The sequence below is a fragment of the Paenibacillus lautus genome (genome assembly GCF_050482385.1).
In the GTDB taxonomy this organism is placed as follows: Bacteria; Bacillota; Bacilli; order Paenibacillales; family Paenibacillaceae; genus Paenibacillus_AQ; species Paenibacillus_AQ lautus_B.
On sequence record NZ_JBCNHV010000006.1, the window covers coordinates 1 to 18,291 of the forward strand.

General features: G+C 47.9%; 20 protein-coding genes. 3 read left to right on the forward strand and 17 right to left on the reverse strand.

The features are described 5' to 3' along the window. Positions 1-223: hypothetical protein (locus ABEW73_RS09615; RefSeq protein WP_430206381.1), on the forward strand; the 223-nt coding region annotated here is incomplete at its 5' end. An 8-nt stretch (positions 224-231) separates the two neighbouring features. On the opposite strand, the gene ABEW73_RS09620 is transcribed toward ABEW73_RS09615, so the two are convergent. From ABEW73_RS09620 to ABEW73_RS09650, 7 genes are all read right to left on the reverse strand, one after another. Then, positions 232-696, reverse strand: a complete 465-nt coding sequence (locus ABEW73_RS09620; RefSeq protein ID WP_076324908.1) for a hypothetical protein — start codon at positions 694-696, stop codon at positions 232-234. 79 nt (positions 697-775) lie between these two features. After that, on the reverse strand, positions 776-1,504 hold the full coding sequence (locus ABEW73_RS09625) for a hypothetical protein (protein ID WP_430164688.1): 729 nt from the start codon (positions 1,502-1,504) through the stop codon (positions 776-778). After that, a complete protein-coding gene (locus ABEW73_RS09630) occupies positions 1,504-2,394 on the reverse strand; it encodes an ABC transporter ATP-binding protein (protein WP_430164690.1) in 891 nt (296 codons plus the stop codon). Before ABEW73_RS09630 ends, ABEW73_RS09625 begins: the two co-directional genes overlap by 1 nt. Positions 2,395-2,680: 286 nt before the next feature. Beyond that, positions 2,681-4,084: a VWA domain-containing protein gene (locus ABEW73_RS09635; RefSeq protein WP_430164692.1), complete on the reverse strand. Its 1,404-nt coding sequence runs from the start codon at positions 4,082-4,084 to the stop codon at positions 2,681-2,683. A 569-nt stretch (positions 4,085-4,653) separates the two neighbouring features. After that, on the reverse strand, positions 4,654-5,874 hold the full coding sequence (locus tag ABEW73_RS09640) for an ROK family protein (RefSeq protein ID WP_430164695.1): 1,221 nt from the start codon (positions 5,872-5,874) through the stop codon (positions 4,654-4,656). Between the two features lie 212 nt (positions 5,875-6,086). Next, complete coding sequence (locus ABEW73_RS09645; protein WP_430164698.1) at positions 6,087-6,425, reverse strand: four-helix bundle copper-binding protein; 339 nt, start codon at positions 6,423-6,425, stop codon at positions 6,087-6,089. 128 nt (positions 6,426-6,553) lie between these two features. Beyond that, positions 6,554-7,600, reverse strand: a complete 1,047-nt coding sequence (locus ABEW73_RS09650; RefSeq protein WP_430164701.1) for a CobW family GTP-binding protein — start codon at positions 7,598-7,600, stop codon at positions 6,554-6,556. Positions 7,601-7,707: 107 nt separating this feature from the next. Here ABEW73_RS09650 and ABEW73_RS09655 point away from each other — a divergent pair, with 107 nt between their 5' ends. Next, positions 7,708-8,226 carry a MogA/MoaB family molybdenum cofactor biosynthesis protein gene (locus ABEW73_RS09655; RefSeq protein WP_098746915.1) on the forward strand — a complete coding sequence of 173 codons (519 nt, stop codon included), beginning with the start codon at positions 7,708-7,710 and terminating at the stop codon, positions 8,224-8,226. Positions 8,227-8,288: 62 nt separating this feature from the next. On the opposite strand, the gene ABEW73_RS09660 is transcribed toward ABEW73_RS09655, so the two are convergent. Together ABEW73_RS09660 and ABEW73_RS09665 are read right to left on the reverse strand one after the other, a co-directional pair. After that, on the reverse strand, positions 8,289-8,816 hold the full coding sequence (locus ABEW73_RS09660; RefSeq protein ID WP_430164706.1) for a hypothetical protein: 528 nt from the start codon (positions 8,814-8,816) through the stop codon (positions 8,289-8,291). A 92-nt stretch (positions 8,817-8,908) separates the two neighbouring features. Next, positions 8,909-9,907 carry an NADPH:quinone oxidoreductase family protein gene (locus ABEW73_RS09665; RefSeq protein ID WP_430164709.1) on the reverse strand — a complete coding sequence of 333 codons (999 nt, stop codon included), beginning with the start codon at positions 9,905-9,907 and terminating at the stop codon, positions 8,909-8,911. Between the two features lie 334 nt (positions 9,908-10,241). On the opposite strand from ABEW73_RS09665, the gene ABEW73_RS09670 reads away from it, so the two are divergent. Beyond that, on the forward strand, positions 10,242-10,607 hold the full coding sequence (locus ABEW73_RS09670; RefSeq protein ID WP_430164712.1) for a hypothetical protein: 366 nt from the start codon (positions 10,242-10,244) through the stop codon (positions 10,605-10,607). 79 nt (positions 10,608-10,686) lie between these two features. Here the strand turns inward: ABEW73_RS09670 and ABEW73_RS09675 are convergent, their stop codons facing one another. The 8 genes from ABEW73_RS09675 to ABEW73_RS09710 form a co-directional block, all read right to left on the reverse strand. After that, positions 10,687-12,138, reverse strand: coding sequence for a nicotinate phosphoribosyltransferase (locus ABEW73_RS09675; RefSeq protein WP_430164715.1), 1,452 nt, complete (start codon positions 12,136-12,138; stop codon positions 10,687-10,689). Positions 12,139-12,195: 57 nt separating this feature from the next. Beyond that, complete coding sequence (locus ABEW73_RS09680; RefSeq protein ID WP_430164717.1) at positions 12,196-12,753, reverse strand: cysteine hydrolase family protein; 558 nt, start codon at positions 12,751-12,753, stop codon at positions 12,196-12,198. 63 nt (positions 12,754-12,816) lie between these two features. Continuing rightward, positions 12,817-13,602, reverse strand: a complete 786-nt coding sequence (locus ABEW73_RS09685) for an NUDIX hydrolase (RefSeq protein WP_071220157.1) — start codon at positions 13,600-13,602, stop codon at positions 12,817-12,819. Positions 13,603-13,773: 171 nt separating this feature from the next. Then, complete coding sequence (locus tag ABEW73_RS09690; protein ID WP_071220156.1) at positions 13,774-14,223, reverse strand: RicAFT regulatory complex protein RicA family protein; 450 nt, start codon at positions 14,221-14,223, stop codon at positions 13,774-13,776. 100 nt (positions 14,224-14,323) lie between these two features. After that, the gene (gene miaB / locus ABEW73_RS09695) at positions 14,324-15,883 is read right to left on the reverse strand and encodes a tRNA (N6-isopentenyl adenosine(37)-C2)-methylthiotransferase MiaB (RefSeq protein WP_430164720.1); all 1,560 of its coding nucleotides are present in this window, start codon (positions 15,881-15,883) and stop codon (positions 14,324-14,326) included. Between the two features lie 304 nt (positions 15,884-16,187). Then, the gene (gene pduL / locus ABEW73_RS09700) at positions 16,188-16,760 is read right to left on the reverse strand and encodes a phosphate propanoyltransferase (RefSeq protein ID WP_430164723.1); all 573 of its coding nucleotides are present in this window, start codon (positions 16,758-16,760) and stop codon (positions 16,188-16,190) included. Between the two features lie 178 nt (positions 16,761-16,938). Continuing rightward, a complete protein-coding gene (locus ABEW73_RS09705; protein ID WP_430164726.1) occupies positions 16,939-17,895 on the reverse strand; it encodes a dipeptidase in 957 nt (318 codons plus the stop codon). 91 nt (positions 17,896-17,986) lie between these two features. After that, on the reverse strand, positions 17,987-18,247 hold the full coding sequence (locus ABEW73_RS09710; RefSeq protein WP_006211249.1) for a stage V sporulation protein S: 261 nt from the start codon (positions 18,245-18,247) through the stop codon (positions 17,987-17,989). Positions 18,248-18,291: the final 44 nt, after the last annotated feature.

Sequence of the window (18,291 nt, forward strand, 5' to 3'; positions counted from 1 at the left end):
TCGAATCTTGAATTCAGCCGGGCCTAAGCAGAAGCTTCCGAAGCATGTTTCCTGCGGAAACATTTCAGGTGCTCACGTACCCAAAACAGTAGATGCTTTCGAAGGCGTTTTCTGCGAAAACGTACGCTCCGCTCCTGACGTCCCTAGCTTCATCCAACTGAAGCGTTTTGAAAAAACGCACATCGGAAGCATAAGCTTCGGTGCTGAAAATCGACCTTTTTGAACACGCACTTATACGCTTTTTTCGCTGTCCAGGCCAAGCTTCACATACATTTCACGGGAATAGCCCTGCAGCTTTTGCTCCAGCGCTTGGGCCTGGTCCTTAAATGCGGTCAGCTCCCGAATCATTCGGGAACGACCAGCCGGACTGAACGTCTCATGAATCCGTTCTTTGAAATAATCATGAACGATGTAGTTTCGCTGCTTCCAGACTTCTTTTAATTGAAGTGTTTCTTCTTCGGAGAATGGAAAGTAATGCTGGATCTCGTGTACCAGTTGGCCCAGAGAGCTGCTTAATTTCCGATGATATAATTGGGTGAAATCTTCTTCTGAAGGCACATTCCCTTGGGAAAGCTTGATCAGCATCAACAGATTCGCGAGCTGCTGCTCAAGCGCCTGTGAATAATACACCGCTAATCCGAAATAGGCAAACAGCTCTTTGGAGTGGTCACTATCCATCAGTCGAGATTGTTTCATGGTATCCTCCTCTAGTATTGGCTGTCTTTACCGTTTCTATTTGTGTATATCCCTATGGTAAAGGAAGATTCCTCCTACTTCAACCTACTTTTCGGATTATGGTTGCCGCATCCTTACGACAGGCCGTCCATAGATAAACAGCCAGCAAAATAAAGCTGTATAGGAACGTGTACGCAATCGTCATGAATAACACGAACGGGGAACGATCGTCAGCATGAATGAACATGTCAATCATAACAGAGACAGGTGGCAGCACATAAGGAATCATTCTCAAATAAGCAAGATCATCAGAAACGATAGATTGTCCGGCTAAGGAAATAACGATAACGATTAACAGCCATCCTGTCGCTCTTCCCTGATTCTCCATAAAGCCAAACTGAAAAAATACGGAAAGAGAAATCCCGAGCAAGGACAATGCAGCATGTCCCAGATAACCCAAAACAAACTGGGATAATGTAATCGGCTTATCAAACATTCCAAATACGATCGGATAAAGGACAGCAAATAAACTGAACAGGGCAGATAGAAGCGTTACGGTTATATATTGGGCGGCATAATATCGTATGGCCTTCCCACTGTGAACGATCAGGAGCATCGTTTGACGCCCTTGATCATGATTGAGAAAGTTCAAACCAAGCCAAGCTGAGCCCACAAACAGAAATGCAGCCGTTACGGCATAACTGTCCATGATCGGGTTGGGCCGGTAGGAGTAGATAAACACCACCGATATCAACATGAAGGCAATCGGAGTGAAATATCGATAGGATCTCGTGTAACTGGCTAGCATGTAATGAATCAATGCTCCCATTATGCTCCCTCCCCTTCCATGGATTGACCGGGGGTTGAGTACACTTGCTCTGCCATCTCTCCATTCCAGGGCTCCAGCCGTATCAGCGAACCGCCTGACTGTAAAATATCCAGCAGCATTTCATCCGCGACCTGCCGCGACACGACCATCGATGCAGGGTTACCTCTCGATATCCAATAGTGAAACCCTGTACGGCGTTCCAGTTCCAACATGTTATCCTGAGTAACACGCGTGAATTCCAGCCTCATCCGTCCTCTCTCCGGACCGGCTTCCAGCGTTCCGTCCCGTTCGACCCGCCCCTGGCGGAGCTGCGTTACCCGGTCGGCCAGCGAAGCAATAAGCAGCGGCTCGTGAACGGACATCACGATCGCTGTCCCTTGTCTTTTGATTTCACTTAGAATGCCAATCATCTCCATTTGGGAGGACTCGTCCAATCCCGACAGAGGCTCATCCAGAACCAATAGATCGGGCTGACGAAGCAGCGCCTGCATGATATTTACTTTTTGCAGCATCCCCTTGGAGCATAATGTCATCTTCATGTCCTCCAACTGAAACACATCCAGCATCGCATTAATCCGGTTCTCGGCTTCTTGCTTGTTCATACCCTGAATGCCGGCCATATGGCGCAAATATTCAGAAGGGCGAAATCGAAGCGCAGGAAACCGCTCCGGAACATATCCGACGCGAAGCGAGGAATCATATTCGACCCGGGATCCTTCCGATGGGTTAGCAAGCCCGGCTATTACATGCAGTAGGGTACTCTTTCCCGCGCCGTTGCTTCCTGTAATAGCTACACACTCGGCTCGGGAAATGCTCCAGGTAATGTTATGTAAGACGGCGAATTTGCCGAAACGCTTGTGTACTCCGTTCAATTCCAGCAGCTCTTGCAAACATTTCAACTCCTGTTCACTAAATCTGGTGTTGTATGTATTGTAGAGCTATTTTACCTGAAAGCACAAGACTTCAAGCTCTGTGAACAAAGGTACCGTTATCTCACATGACATGAAAATCCAGCGATTATTCCGGCCACGAGGCCATTATCAAAAAGCATCGTAGGTCACGGGCAGGAAGATAAAATAAGCAAAGGCGGCCTAATGGCCGCCTTGTTAATCATTCTTTCTTAACGTTTATCTTGGTCATAACCCTTTTCTGATTAACCCAACAATATTTACGTCGCTAATTATTTTGCTTATTCTCCAGATCTTCGATATTCTTATCGCCTTCATTCTTGATATCATCATAAACCTGATTCCCACTTTTAGTGACTTCGTCATATAAACGTCTCCCTGTATCACGAGCATAATTCCATGCGAAATTCTTACGATTAGTAATCTGCATCCAGATCTCACCGTGCGGGATAGCATTTCCGTATTTCGTTTCTAGATGCTTAAGGGCTGCTAGCAGATTATAATATTCTTTGTTCGCTAGAATTTGCATATCCATTTCTGTATTATTGATAGCTCCCTGCTTCTGTTCTTTTTGTGTATTTGCCTGTCCTTCTCCTTTTGCTTGCCACGTCTTCCACTCGCCTAGTAATTTGATATACGCTTTATTGAGATAATTTTTTAGTGATTCGTCATTATCTACAGAAGTGAACTCTCCACCACCAGATGTAGCAACTTGTCGAAGCAATTTCTGTCCTTCGTTATCCACATCAAAGCCAATAATATTTACAACGGTCTTCACTTTGGATTGGTTGAGTTCTTTAGCAATCTGAACTGGATTACCTCCACAAGTTTCAATTCCATCACTTACCACATATACGACCGAATCGGTTGTCTCAGGATCTATATCTTGTTTTACAGATTTCAGAGCATTTGCAATGGGGGTCCATCCAGCTGGTTTTACGCTTTGAAGTGCCGTTTTCATTTGATCTGTCTGGTTACCTTGGCCATGAAATATTTCTTCTGTACTGTTACATGATACTTGTTTATCTTTCTGACTTCCCGTTCCTTTATGTCCATATACCCGCAAAGATACCTCTGCATTTTCAGGTAATTTATCTACGAAGATCTGTATAGCTTCTTTGGCAGAGTCCATTTTTGATTTGCCATTGATCTGCGCTTTCATGCTGCCACTGGCATCAAGTAGGATCGAAATGTGTAATTTCCTACTTGCGGGTAAAGTGATGTTTCCATTAGGTCGCTCATTATCCACTTTAACTTCTGTGTCATATTCTTTGAAAGTGGTTATATAAGACCGATAATCTTCAGCCAATAGTAGGAGGAGTTCTTCCGTATATTGATCAGCTGTCATTTCACTTGGTAATTCATCCAAAGCTGCTTGAACTTTCTGTTCATTATAGTTAGAACCAGCAAAGCGACCTGGAGGTTTCATTAATATTTCTTCATCAGTTAAGGGAGTCTGACTAGAGTCCGGTGGACTCTGAATTTCCGAGCTGGGTTCACTTTGATCTGAATCTGATGGGGTTTGAATTTTAGAAGGGTCCTTTTCTGGTTCATTACTTTGCGCAGAATCCGAAGAGTCAGGAATTTTTAAAGCACCCTTATCTGTTTCATCTCGGCAACCTGCAAGCAAGAAGATTAACATCATACAAATGAAAATAGATCTTCGAAACATCAACTCACCTCAAATTTAATAATCAACTGATACATAATCAAATACCACTTACGGTCAGCGGACATGATGAATGTCTCCCCTTTAAGCTCGTGCAGCTGTATTTAAGGGAAATTTGGAACCTGCCCTCTCGTATTCGGACTTCCCTCCTTAATCTAATTGTTGTTATAAGGACCCGGATCTCCTGTGTCTTTCCAAAATCATACACTACAATCAAGTAATTAACACCTAATAATGGTTAATCAAATAAATATTAGACTTTCTTCCCATAACCATGGGACCATGAAGAGGACCCACCAGCACATACCGTGATCCTTCGTAAATAAATGCCGGATAGCCCGGTACAGTCCGCAATGCCTAGACTTTGGTAAGGATGAATATACTTCGGCAGCAAAAATAGATTAAAAAAGCAAAAACAGCCCGTTTATCGTTGGATAAACGGGCTGTTTTTGCTCCCCTGCTAAACTCACGGATTTGCCTTGCCAAAATCAATACTTGAGCATAGCCAAGAACATTCAGAAATTTATTAAACCTTATTTAATATTAATGAAGGTGAAGAAGTCCTTTTCCCTCTAATCGCTCATTTCATTCAGATATTTTTCAAACACAATCGTCCCTGCACCAATGATGCCCGCATGTTCTCCAAGCTCTGAAGGCTGCAGCACCATCTGATTATGGAAGCTGGACGAGCTTCTGTTAAAGGATGTTTCATTAACATGATTGTAGAAATCCGGGTAACGATTAGCCAGTACTCCGCCAAGGATGATGGTTTCCGGTGTAAGCAGATTTATCATATTGGCCAGGGATATACCGACATAACATGCCGATTCATGCAGGATATTGGCAGCTAGTGGATCTCCAGCCAGCCCGGCATGGATTACATCGACTACATCCAGATTCTGATTCTCACCATTTAAATAAGAACAAAGAGAACTTTCAGTCCCACGTCCTATCTCCTCACACACTCTACGGACGATGGCAATCCCCGACGCCATTGCTTCAAGGCAGCCGTCATTACCGCAAGTGCAGCGCGGACCGTTGATATCTATCGTACAATGCCCAATCTCACCGGCTCCAAAGGGGAAACCCTGATATATTTTCTGGTTGATGATCAGGCCGCTCCCAATCCCGATATCCGCATCCACGTACACCAGATTGTTGAAATGGCGACCGTTTCCATACCATAGCTCACCGAGTGCCATTACGTTAGCGTCCTTCTCTACATGGGTTGGGAGCTCCGTATTCTCCTCGATTAGTTCCTTTAAACGTACTTGATGCAGACCGGGTAAGTTGGGCGGAGACAGAATTTTGCCTTGAAACGGATCAAGCGGTCCGGGAGCCCCTACGCCGATGCCGATAATTTCGGACTCCAAGCCTGACTTGTCCAGTACAGCTTGTATTGTGGATATAATAATATTCACTACACTGCCGCGATTGGCGTTATCTTCAAAGGAGCAATGTTTCGTGAACAACATGTCTCCCTGCAAATTAATGACCGCTACCCGCACGGAGGCTGCGCTAATATGGACGCCGACCGAATACTTATCGGCGGGATTCAACGAGATGAGCTTGGGCTTCCTGCCGCGGCTGGAGTCATCATATAACCCGGCTTCAATGATCAATCGCTCCTTCATCAGCTCTTCCACCAGATTGTTAACCGCCGTAAACGTCAAGTCCATCTTGGCTGCGATTTCCGCTTTCGTTAAACTGCCATAATCGCGAAGCAGCCCGATAATGCCAATACGATTCATTTTTCGGACATACCGATTGTTTTTTCCAACTGAATTATTCATTGTTACAACCTCATTCTTTACCATTCATTGTACTTACCTTCCTCGCACATCTATCATAGGGGAAAATACGAAGTTAGTAAAATTCCTCCAGTTGATCTCGTGGAGAAAAGTCAGTTCACCGAACCTGAAGACACTCAACTTACAACTAAAAAGCCTGATCTCCCGCTTCGGAAATCAGGCTTTGTTATATCGTACGATGGAGACCTGTTAACTTACATCTGATTTAGCATTTCGCGGCATGCTTCAGCACATTTCCGGCACGCCTCGGCACATTGTTTGCAGTGCTCGTGATCATGCTTCCCGCATTCTTCCGCACAAGCCAGGCATGCCTTGATGCACAGCTCGCAAATTTCCTTAACGTAAGGACTTTTCCGTGACATGGCTTGAGCCGCAAACGCGCATATATCGGCACACTCTCTATCGAGCGTTATACAATCACGAAGCATGGCCAGTTCGTATTCTTTCAGACAGGATACATAGCATACATTGCAAGCGTTCATACATTGGAGACATGCTTCAATACATTCTTTATATTTGAGTTCATTTAACATTGGGTAGATCCTCCTTGTAGTTATTACGCTATGCCTTTGTATTAAACTTTGAACTGCCCTCTGAATCAAACATGGGCCAAAAAGCCCCCAGTACAATTGCCCAAAAATTGATCAGATAAGTCTGTGACTTATGCCCGGCTTGTCTTCCCTTCCAGTGTTTCAAGCTGCTCTCGCAGCAGCGACTTCTGGAAGTGCTCCCCGATAAATACCACCACATCCGGTACTTGACCCTGCGGTGTAATTTTCATATAGTCGGATTCCCGAAAGGCGTACTGAAACAAGAATCGGCTGTTGGTATCGTTGAAGGTGAGGATGCCTTTAGCCCGGTACACATCCCTTGGCAGCCCAGCTATGAATCGTTCGAATTCCACACTGTTTACCGCATGGCTGAAATAGTAGGTGTAGGACATCACATGATCATGAGAATCGTGGGCATGTCCATGGTCGTGGGCATGCTCATGGTTGTGTGCATGGTCATGGCTGCTGGCGTGCTCTTGCATGTCTATATGCTCATGGACATCCCTGTCCTCTCGGCCATATACATGCGAATGCTCATTCTGTCCATGTGGACCGCTCTGCAGCAGATCTTCAAGATTCAAGTCGCAGCGTACCGCAGGGATAATCGGAGCATACGGATTCCAGCGCTCAACCAGCTGCTGAATCGTCTCCTTGTCCTGATCGTTCACCAGGTCCATCTTATTGAGGACCAGCGCTGAGGCGGCGCGAACCTGCTCCTGCATCAAACGATAGGTTTTCCCCTTCTGCTCTATGTTCAAATGCAGCAGATGCGCGGCATCCACGACGGTGATCAGCTTTTTCACATCGATTCTCATGTATAAAGAAGCTTCCGCCGCTGCGTCCAAGATTTCCATCGGATTGGCGATCCCCGTCGCTTCAATGATGATGACATCCGGCTGTTCCCGCTGGATTAGCATCGCAATTTCAGATGATAAATCGGATCGAATGGTACAACAGATACAGCCGCTTAGCATCTCTGCCGTCGGTACCTCTGCATCGGCGACGAGCCCTTCAATGTTGACCTCGCCGATCTCGTTCATGACAATGGCCGGCTGCAAGCCCTGCTGCTTGAAGTAGGTAATGAGACGGCTAAGCAATGTCGTTTTTCCACTGCCAAGAAAACCTGATAAAATATAAATGGGTGTTACGTGCTCCACGTTCCATACTCCTTTGCGTGCATCATGATTATGCTAGCGAGTGTACTACATTTCATCCGACTACTGCAAGCTCACCACCATTAACTACAACAGGAGATGTCATTTCTATGAATTCAACGCAAGAGCATAAACAGCAATCCCCCGCTTCCGTGAACTGTAAGGTGATTACGGTCTCGGACACGCGGACCAAGGACACGGACAAGAGCGGTAAACTGATGATCGGCTTGCTTGAAGAAGCCGGGCATGTCGTTGTATCTTACAGCATTGTCCAGGACGACTACGAAACGATCCGTGAAACGATCTATTCCGCGGTCAGCAATCCGGAAATTGATGTCGTTCTATTAACCGGCGGAACAGGCATATCGAGCCGGGATACCACCTATGAAGCCGTATCTTCACTGCTTGATAAGGAACTCCCCGGATTTGGCGAGATCTTCCGCTTCCTAAGCTTTACGGAGGATATTGGGTCTGCAGCCATTTTGAGCCGCGCAATCGGCGGCACGCTAAGCCACACGGCCGTCTTCTCGATGCCAGGATCGACCGGAGCCGTAAAACTTGCGATGAACCGGATTCTGCTGCCCGAGCTGCGGCACATCAAATATGAGCTCGATAAACACAAATCATAATAGAAGCGGGTTTTAACATGCCGAAGGCCGGATGCATATGCGCATCCGGCCTTCTCAACATTTTAACTGCTGGCGCGTCGTTGATGTTTGGCAAGCAGGGAGGGCGCTATTTTTTTGACCTGGTCATAATAGTTATCCGTTTTGTCGCCCGTCGACATATATACGATGGACGTTTCCTTGTCACTTACGATCAGGTTATGCCCGCCTGCCGCATTGGCGTCCCCTTCTGTAACGCCGAATATCTCCTTGATCCCTTTTTCCCTGGCCGCTTGATCCTGATAAACATACACGGTAATAAACTGGCTTGCATCATAATTGATTCGGTATTGATACGTGATGTTGCCTACATTGTCCTCCGCATAGGTTTCATTGGTCAGCGGCATGCCCACCTGATTGAATGAGGCCTTGAGATCCTCAAGGAATTTTCCGTTCATGCCCCGCCCCGATATCCGGGCCTCCCTGGAACCTTCCTCGTAAGCCCTCATGTTATATAAGCGCGCCTCGTCCCTGGCCACCTGCCTGGAACAACCGACCGATATGGCAAGAATGGAACAAAGCAATAAAGCGGTAACGATTCTGCGATAATTCATGTTCACTCACCCTTCCTTAGGTGTCAGAGGTTGCCTTCCCTTAGAATGCCTGCGGATGAGGAACATTATGCGTATGCGAAATCAAGGTAATATTATAGAGCGATGACGCTTCTTCCAACCGCCCCGCCCTTCAGAATGGTGTTCAGCACTACAGGCAGATCGGTTAGTCCGTATTCGGTAATTCCTTCTTGAAGTACGGATGCCGGCTTCCATTCACCGGCCAGCTTCAACCATACCGCTCGGCGGTAGGCCATAGGGCAGTACACCGAATCGATTCCGAGAAGATTGATCCCCCTAAGGATAAACGGAAACACCGTCGATTCAAAAGCTCCGCCGCCCGTCATACCCGAAACCGCGACGCTTCCACCGTATTTTACGCTTTTCAGAAGTGAACCCAGTTGGTTTCCTCCTACCGGATCTACCACCGCTGCCCATCGCTCGGCAGAGATGGCCCCCTTGGAGGCTGCCGCAGCCTCTTCCCTAGATATCACTTCATGGGCTCCCAGCTTTAAGAGCCAGTCCCTCTGACTGGATTTGCCTGTGGATGCCGTCACCCTATAGCCTAACTGACTGAGGATGGAGACCGCGAAGCTGCCCACGCCCCCTGTTGCCCCCGTAACTAGCACGGCCCCCTGTTCCTGCCGCAGTCCATTCCGTATCAAGGCCTCGATCGATAATGCAGCCGTAAAACCTGCGGTTCCGATAGCCATCGCATCACGCGGGGACAAACCCTGCGGCAACGGGACGAGCCATTCTCCCTTAACCCGTGCGTACTGGCTGAACCCGCCTTCATGAGATACCCCTAATTCATAACCGGTACAGAGAACGGCATCGCCTTCCTTGTAATCAGCATGAGCGGAATGCACAACCGTTCCTGCCAGATCAATGCCCGGAATGAACGGGTACCGGCGGACAATTTTCCCTTCCGGTATGCTGGCCAGCCCATCTTTATAGTTGACCCCGCTGTATAATACCCGCACAATAACGTCACCTTCGGGCAGCTGCCTCAAACTCATGTTCTCCACGCTGCCGCGAACCCCTTGCTCATCTTGACGCAGCACGTAGGCTTGAAATTCGGTTTCGTTGTCCACACGTATCACTCCTTTGGTTAGTTTAGGTGCTGTAAAGCAATCTGGATCTCATAAATATGTTATTATGGAAAAAAATACTTTTTTTAAAAAAATCATCAGCAGGAGTTGAAATCCACGTGATGACTCATTTTGATCATGGATCTAAACGTAGATCCTTCCGCTTCTCGTTCTTGCTCACTCTGGTGACACTCGTTCTGTTACCGGTCGTCCATAAACCGATTAGCCAGGTTTTTGGATTCCTTGGTATACACACACAATCAGGGGGCCTTGCCGGCTCGTTTCTCATGCTGAAATCATACAATCCGAATTAACCTCTGAGAAGGTTTATTCTTTCGTGGTGACATCTAAACTGGGACTACAATTATCCACCTATACCAAAGGATGGTTCGGATGGAATATGTCCGCCGTATCTACATTATACCCTTCTCCCGAGAATCCCGCTTCTCCGTCCGTATTCTCGGAGACAAACCTGGATTCATCACTCGTGTTTGGCCTGTATAGGAGCACAGAACCCATTCAGATTCATGTAAATGGTCAGCCGGCGCATACCATACCCTACCAACAACTGAGGCCTGATGTCAGTGAAGATTTGTACATGTGGTATTACGAACGTCAGCCCGACATGCTAGAGAACAAGGACAAGGTGCATCTCACCGCGCGTGACGTCAACGGAAGTATAGTGGATCGACTTGACCTATAGCCGAGTACAAAAAGACGCTCCTTCTCCTGCCAAGCGGCAAGATTGGGATAGCGTCTTTTTCATTGCTGTATTTTATAACCTAATCTTCATGCTGTTCCATGAACTCGGCCATCATCCGCTGTTTCACTTCCCAGACCTCTTCACTCAGATTAACGCGGTAAATTTCCGGATTCAGCTTCCGCAGATACTCCGGCCAGAATTGATCTAGCTGAGCGTCATGATAGCTGCGAATCTCTTCAAGCTTCGGCAGCTTATACACCAGTTCGCCATTCATGAACACCGGTTCAAGCATGGACACCGCTTCAAAATTCTTTACATTCTTGCGCATGTAAGGATGCAGCGGATTAAACAGCTTTAGTTTCCCGTTTTCCGGCGGCATCTCTTCTTCGGGGAAGCAGATGTAATCGGCTATCGCTTTGCCACTTCCCTTGGATATGATGCGGTATACCTCTTTTTTGCCTGGTGTGGATACTTTTTCGGGGTTGCCCGAGATTTTGAGAGTCGGCACCATCTTGCCGTCAACCTCCCGCTCCACGAGCTTATAGACGCCTCCAAGCGCAGGCTGGTCGGCTGCCGTGATCAATTGGGTACCAACGCCCCAAGTATCCACTTTAGCTCCCTGTGCCTTGAGATCCAGAATCGTCCCCTCATCCAAATCATTGGACGCCACGATGCCAACATAATGAAGACCAGCCTCATCCAGCATCTTCCGTGCCTGAATCGACAGATAGGCCAAATCCCCGCTGTCCAGACGAATAGCATTCATCCGCTTCCCTTGGGCCTCCAGCTTCTTCGCCGTTACAATGGCATGGGGAATCCCGCTCTTTAACGTATCAAAGGTATCCACCAGCAGCGTCACTTGATCCGGCATCACCTCGGCAAAAATATCAAAGGCCTCCTGCTCACTCCGGAAGGTCTGCACCCAGGAATGCGCATGCGTACCTTTTGTTGGGATTCCGAACTTCTCGCCAGCCAGCATATTCGATGTGGCATGGAAACCGGCCAGATACGCAGCACGCGCGCCCCAAACCGCCGCATCCGCTTCCTGTGCACGTCTTGTGCCAAACTCCAGCAAGGTATCGCCGCTGGCAACCTGACGGATACGGGACGCTTTGGTTGCGATCAAGGTTTGAAAATTCATGAAGTTCAAGAGTGCCGTTTCAACCAGCTGTGTTTCAAAAATGGTGCCTTCAACTCGAATGAGCGGTTCATTCGGGAATACCAGTGCGCCCTCTTTCATCGAATGAATATTCCCTTGAAAACGGAACCGGCGAAGCTCCTCCAGAAATTCAGGCTTATACTTCTCTTCCTGTTTGGCCAAATACGCGATATCATCCTCCGAGAAACGCAAGGACTCAATATAATGCACAATCCGCTCAAGACCGGCAAAAACCGCGTACCCGTTGCCGAATGGCAGCTTGCGGAAATATCCCTCAAACACCGCACGCGTACGATGAGAGCCATTAATCCAGTGAGCGTACATCATGTTGATCTGGTATTTATCCGTATGTAGTGCTAATCCTGTCAGCATCACGATCATCCTCCACTGTTACCCGGTTCATCTAGGTTCCCGGGTGGTTCAAGCTGTCTATTGATTAAGAAGTTCCTTACTTCGCACGACCGATGCCCCGAGACTGCCTTGAAAGTGACTTAAAGCCCACTTGTGTCCTTCAGGATTAAAGCTTGCGACGGCATCTTCATAAACCGTAATCCGATATCCGTAATTGTAAGCATCCACTGCGGTATGCAGCACGCAGATGTCGGTGCACACTCCGATGAGATCGACCTCGGTAATCCCGCGTTCCCGCAGCTTCTGGTTCAGATCCGTACCGCAAAATGCGCTGTATCTCGTTTTGTCCATCCAATAGATGGCGTCCTTGCGTTCCTCATATACCTGCTGAAGTTCACCGTATAATTCCCGTCCCCGGGTTCCCCGAATGTTATGCGGAGGAAACAGCTTCGTTTCGGGGTGATAAGCGTCATTGCTCTCATGCAGATCCACGGCCATGACAACAAAATCGCCACGATCGCTGTATAATTTGGTTAGCTCCGCGATTGTGTTCTGAATGTTGATGGCGGGTTCGCCTACCGGCAGATTGCCATCCACGAAATCATTCGTGAAATCTATCACGATCAAAGCTTTCATCTGACACACTCCTCTACAACCTGATTAATGTGATCGATAAAATAACAGCGTGTGAATCCCATCCTACGTATAAATCGATAGCAGTGGCGCATGATCCGTAAAACGATACAATTGGGCCGGCCGCTGGGAATATTGATTGGAATTTAGCGGCTTGCCGTTCTCATCCCGGGCTTCTTCCAGTATCCCCTGCCTGCTGCGGGTCGATGTGATTTTGCGGATAAAATTCGGCTCGTTGAACTCGGGCACGACGGTCTGGATGACCTGGTATAACTCACTCAGTGTAAAATGCTCCGGTAAAAACTGACGCGCAATCGTCGTTTGCAGCATTTGCTGTTGAATCTTGCGGTACGCATCCATAATGATGTCCCTGTGGTCAAAAGCAAGCTCCAACTCCTCCAGAGCTTCCGCTACAGTAAACAGACCCACCTCTTCCGCATCATCGGCAGCCTGGCGGTGCTCCAGCATCCATTCTTCTACCAGCGCGTAGAATGCATGGCTAATAATCCAGCCCCTTGGATCCCGTCCCGGTGCGCTGTACACGCCCAAGTACTCCAAATGACCGCCGTCCACCCCGGTCTCTTCCTTCAGTTCCCGTTTGGCGGCATCGTAAATAGACTCACTCTCACGGCAAAATCCGCCGGGGAGTGCCCACATCCCCGCACATGGCCATGATCTGCGCCTGATCAGCATCACCTTAAGCTCACGTATGGGCAATGTCTTGGTGAAGGTTTTCCTTTCCCGCTTCGTCAAGGTAAACATCACGATATCGGCGGGTACACCATCCGGTGTTCTGTATTTCTTGGCACTGCTCTTTGGCGCCTGTTCGCGATCCGTCATTTCCATCACCATAACTATTATTTTGATAATTTCATTATGACATATTTAAAGATGATGTCAAGGATTTCCTGACCTCATCCTTTTTATAAGTGTACTATGCCCTATTCATTCTCATTCTGTGCATAATGTAACAAATGTAACAAGAATAGAAAAGGTGCGGAACCATTCCGCACCTCGTTTTATCTATCCGCAGCTGCTTGGCGGCGTATCTTTTCCTGTTTCCACATTCACTTTTTCCGAAACGGTATCATGAATTACGGATACGACCAGCTGAAGAAGATAATTAATATCGCTTTGACTTTGCTGGAACTCCATCACGAGCGGAATACCGTCAATCTCCTCTTGCAGTTCTTCGATCTCCCGTTCGATTTTGGCAACCATGTCCTTGTTCTGGAACGTTTCAAAGGCTACGATTTCTTTTTGCTTTTTCTTAATGGTTTTAATCAGGTTTTGAACCCGTTCGTGGTTCTGAATCTTCTCTTCTGCCTGCTTAAACATCTGCACTTCTTCACTGGTGGATATTAATTCAGCCAGCTCGCCGGCTTTTGCTAAAATATCGTCACGTATAATCAATTCACGCGTGTTGTAAGTTGACATACCGTATGTGTTCGTACGAACATGATCATGTGCCAAGGTTCATCGCTCCAATTCTTCATCATCTATATGGGAATATGCAGCACCGGCGGGTTCTGCTAGCGCGCCCAATGCTGCATTTGAATGCTGTGCTTCTCTATTATACCGCATCCGAGGCAGGAATCGTGTCCGGGATCATATCCCCCTTGATATACCAGGTCTTCGTATCCGTAATTCGGACATTCACGAAGCTGCCTATGAGATCCGCTGAGCCTTCGAAATGAACCAGTTTATTCGTGCGCGTGCGTCCCGACAGCATGGAATCATTGTTCTTGCTGACTCCTTCTACAAGGACCTCCACCGTAGCGCCAAGCAGCCTGTCATTGCTCTGGCGGCTGTAGTCACTAATGGCGGCATTCAAACGTTGAAGCCGCTCACTCTTGACCTCCATCGGTACATTATCCTCCATCACCGCTGCCGGCGTTCCTTGGCGAGGAGAATAGATGAACGTATAAGCAGCATCATAACCTACTTCTCGCACAAGAGACAGCGTCTCCTCAAACTGCTCATCAGTCTCACCGGGGAATCCGACAATGATGTCGGTGGTGAATGCTACATTGGGAATCGCCTTCTTAATCTTATGGGCCAGTTCCAAATACGTCTCGCGTGTATATTTGCGGCTCATTTTTTTGAGCACTTCCGAGCTGCCCGACTGTACCGGCAGATGAATATGCTCAACCAGGTTGCCACCCTTCGCCAGCACCTCAATCAGATGATCGTCAAAATCCCTTGGATGGGATGTCGTGAAGCGAATACGCGGGATATCGATCTTGTGAATATCATCCATCAGATCGCCGAAACGGTACTCGATATCTTCAAAATCCTTGCCGTAGGCGTTCACGTTCTGACCGAGCAGCGTAATTTCCTTATACCCCTGCCGGGCCAATTCACGAACCTCAGCAATGACATCCTCCGGACGCCGGCTGCGTTCCTTGCCGCGGGTGTATGGAACGATGCAATATGTACAGAATTTATCACAGCCGTACATAATGTTGACCCAGCCGCGGAGACCTTCTCTCTTCTTCGGAAGATTCTCAACAATGTCGCCTTCCTTGGACCACACTTCAACCACCATTTCCTTGCTGAAGAGCGCTTCCTGAATAAGGTGAGGCAGACGATGTACGTTGTGCGTACCAAAGATCAAGTCCACGAAGCCATGCTTTTGGAGAATTCGATTAACAACCGATTCTTCCTGCGACATGCAGCCGCAAACGCCAAGCAGCATATCCGGCTTTTCCGTCTTCAAATGCTTCAGGTGGCCAAGTTCGCCAAACACTTTGTCCTCCGCGTTTTCACGAATGGCACATGTATTGAGCAAAATGATGTCCGCCTGCTTCCGATCCTCGGTTGCCCGGTAGCCCATCTGCTCAAGCAATCCCTTAATCGTTTCGGAATCATGTTCATTCATCTGACATCCGTACGTATATACAATATAAAACTTGCCAGCTCCGATGCTTCGGAACTCTTCCGGCAGCTCGGTATCATACAATACTTCGACGCTCTGCTTGCCGCGCTGTTTTTCCTGTCTATGATTAGGCTCCGAAAGGATGTTGATTTCCCGGCCATTGATGCGAATTCTCTTCCCGTGTTCATCTTCCGAGAGAATTTTGGCTCCTGAAAAATCAAAATACTTGGAGTAGTCCTTACTTTCTTTGGACATGCTTGGTCACTCCTTAGATCCGCAAAATCTTTGGTTTACATGACAAAATATCTTAATTAGGCACTGTTTTAAATTATATCATGATCTTATTGCCTAAGCTACCACCTCGGCGTTATTGAGGCTAAACCTTAACAGATGATCTTTCTCCTTCAAATTGGCTTCCCGAAACATTAAACCCTTGGGAAATTTAAAAAGAGCCTGACATCGAAGTGAATCGACTCAGGCTCTTCCGGCTGTGATCGCTTAACAGCAGCACATGCGTGACACATACAGTATGTTCATAAAGGTTTACTGAAGCTATGGATTAATCAATAATTTCAGCAGTGTCTCCGTTTTTGGCGCCAGCAGCGTTAGCTTCATCGGTATCGATGTGCATGTCGAGCGCAAAGTTATCGGATACGCGGGCAATGACGTTCTCCAGTACAAGACCGCGTTCGCCGCCTAAGCGTACTTTCAGCAGGTCCTTGTCTTTAATCCCCCATTGATTCGCATCGGACGTATGGAAGTGAATGTGACGAGCAGCTACGATAACACCTTCGTCCACCGTAACTTCACCTGCCGGGCCTTTAATGGTGATGCCCGGGGTTCCGGCGATGTTTCCGGATTCGCGTACGGGTGCTTTCACACCGATGGCGAAGGAATCCGTGCGGGAAATTTCCAGCTGGGTTGCAGGACGTGCAGGTCCCAAAATTCTTACTTTATCGAATTGTCCCTTCGTTCCAATGACCGCTACCGTTTCGTTGGCTGCGAATTGTCCTGGTTGGGACAATGGCTTGAACTCTGTAAGCTGATATCCAGGGCCGAACAATGCCTCAATATGCTCTTGGGTTAAATGAATATGGCGGGCGGAAACACCCACAGGTACAGTTTTACTCATCTGTCTCACTCCTTGTTTTTCTCTATATGCTGTACATGCCATCACCTATTATACTCTCTATTACCCAAAAATAAAAAGGCAACCCGGGTGATTCAGGCCGCCTTCTTCCGTTTCACGAGCAATCTGCAACAGGATTGTCAAAGTTATCCTCGAATCACGGTCGTTATGCGAAAGGTTACTATGCTTGGGCTGACAATGATGGTAAATTCTGTTCGAGAAAATGGAGAGCATACTCCGACATCCAACCCTTGACCATCGATTCAGGATAATGTTTAAGCAGCAGCTCTTGAAAAGCCGGATACCGACCCGGGTGCTCAAGTCCGGCAACCCATTGATCAATGCCGTCGAAATCCGAACCAAACATGATGTGCTTCTCTCCGCCCAGTTCACAAATTTTCTCGACATGCGGCAATACGTCCTCCGGCTTGACACGCTCTACTCCGCTGCGGATGAACCAGGGCACAAACGTGATTCCGATCATCCCGTCTAGCGCGATTAATGCCCGTATCTGTTCATCATTCAAATTCCGGGGATGCTGGCAGACGGAGTACGCATTCGAATGCGAGGCGATGAGGGGGCGCTTGGTCAGCTCCGCGAGCTCCCAGAAGCCAGCTTGGGACAGATGGGACACATCCAGAATAATACCTGTCGAATTGCATAGCTCTACCAGCTGACGCCCCCGTTCTGTGAATCCCCCATTTCGCTGCTCCAGTGCTCCATCTGCAGCCCAGTTCGCATAATTCCAGGTAATCCCCATAAAACGAACGCCCATCTCAAATAAGAGCTGGACGTAATACAGATTCCCCTCCAGCCCGTCAACGCCTTCCAGCGACAGAACGCCGTACCGTCCACTCTTCCATTGTCCGATCTCTTGGACTTGTTCCCGCCAGAGCAGCGGCTTCAGATGACCCGGTTTAACAATGCGGCTGCGATAAGTATCGATTTGTGCCAGCACCCGTTCAAAGGAAGGTCTCCCCCATTTCTCCGATAAAAAAACAGCGAACACCTGAAGGGCCAGATCCCCCTCCTCCATGCGCTGCAGCGTTACATCCAAATACGGGTCATCCACAAAGGAGGTTTGGGAATCTTCCCACATTTTGCTCAAAACATCACAGTGAAAATCAACCGTCCGCATCGCGCCGTTCATCTCCCTTCTAAACTTGTCACAGCAAAAAGCCTGTTTACACCAAGGAGAGTAAACAGGCTAATACCTCAACATTCCAAATTTATCTAGGTTCTACGATCAATTTAATTGCCGTCCGGTCTTCGCCATCAATCACAATATCCGTAAAAGCAGGGATACAAATCAAATCCACCCCGCTCGGTGCTACAAATCCCCGGGCAATCGCTACCGCTTTAATGGCCTGGTTCAGTGCTCCCGCCCCAATCGCTTGCAGTTCCGCCCCGCCCCGCTCCCTAAGAACTCCAGCGAGCGCCCCTGCAACTGAATTAGGATTGGATTTTGCTGAAACTTTTAATACTTCCATGGTAAGTACCTCCCCTGGGAATGTTGAGTGATGGTTTGCTTCCG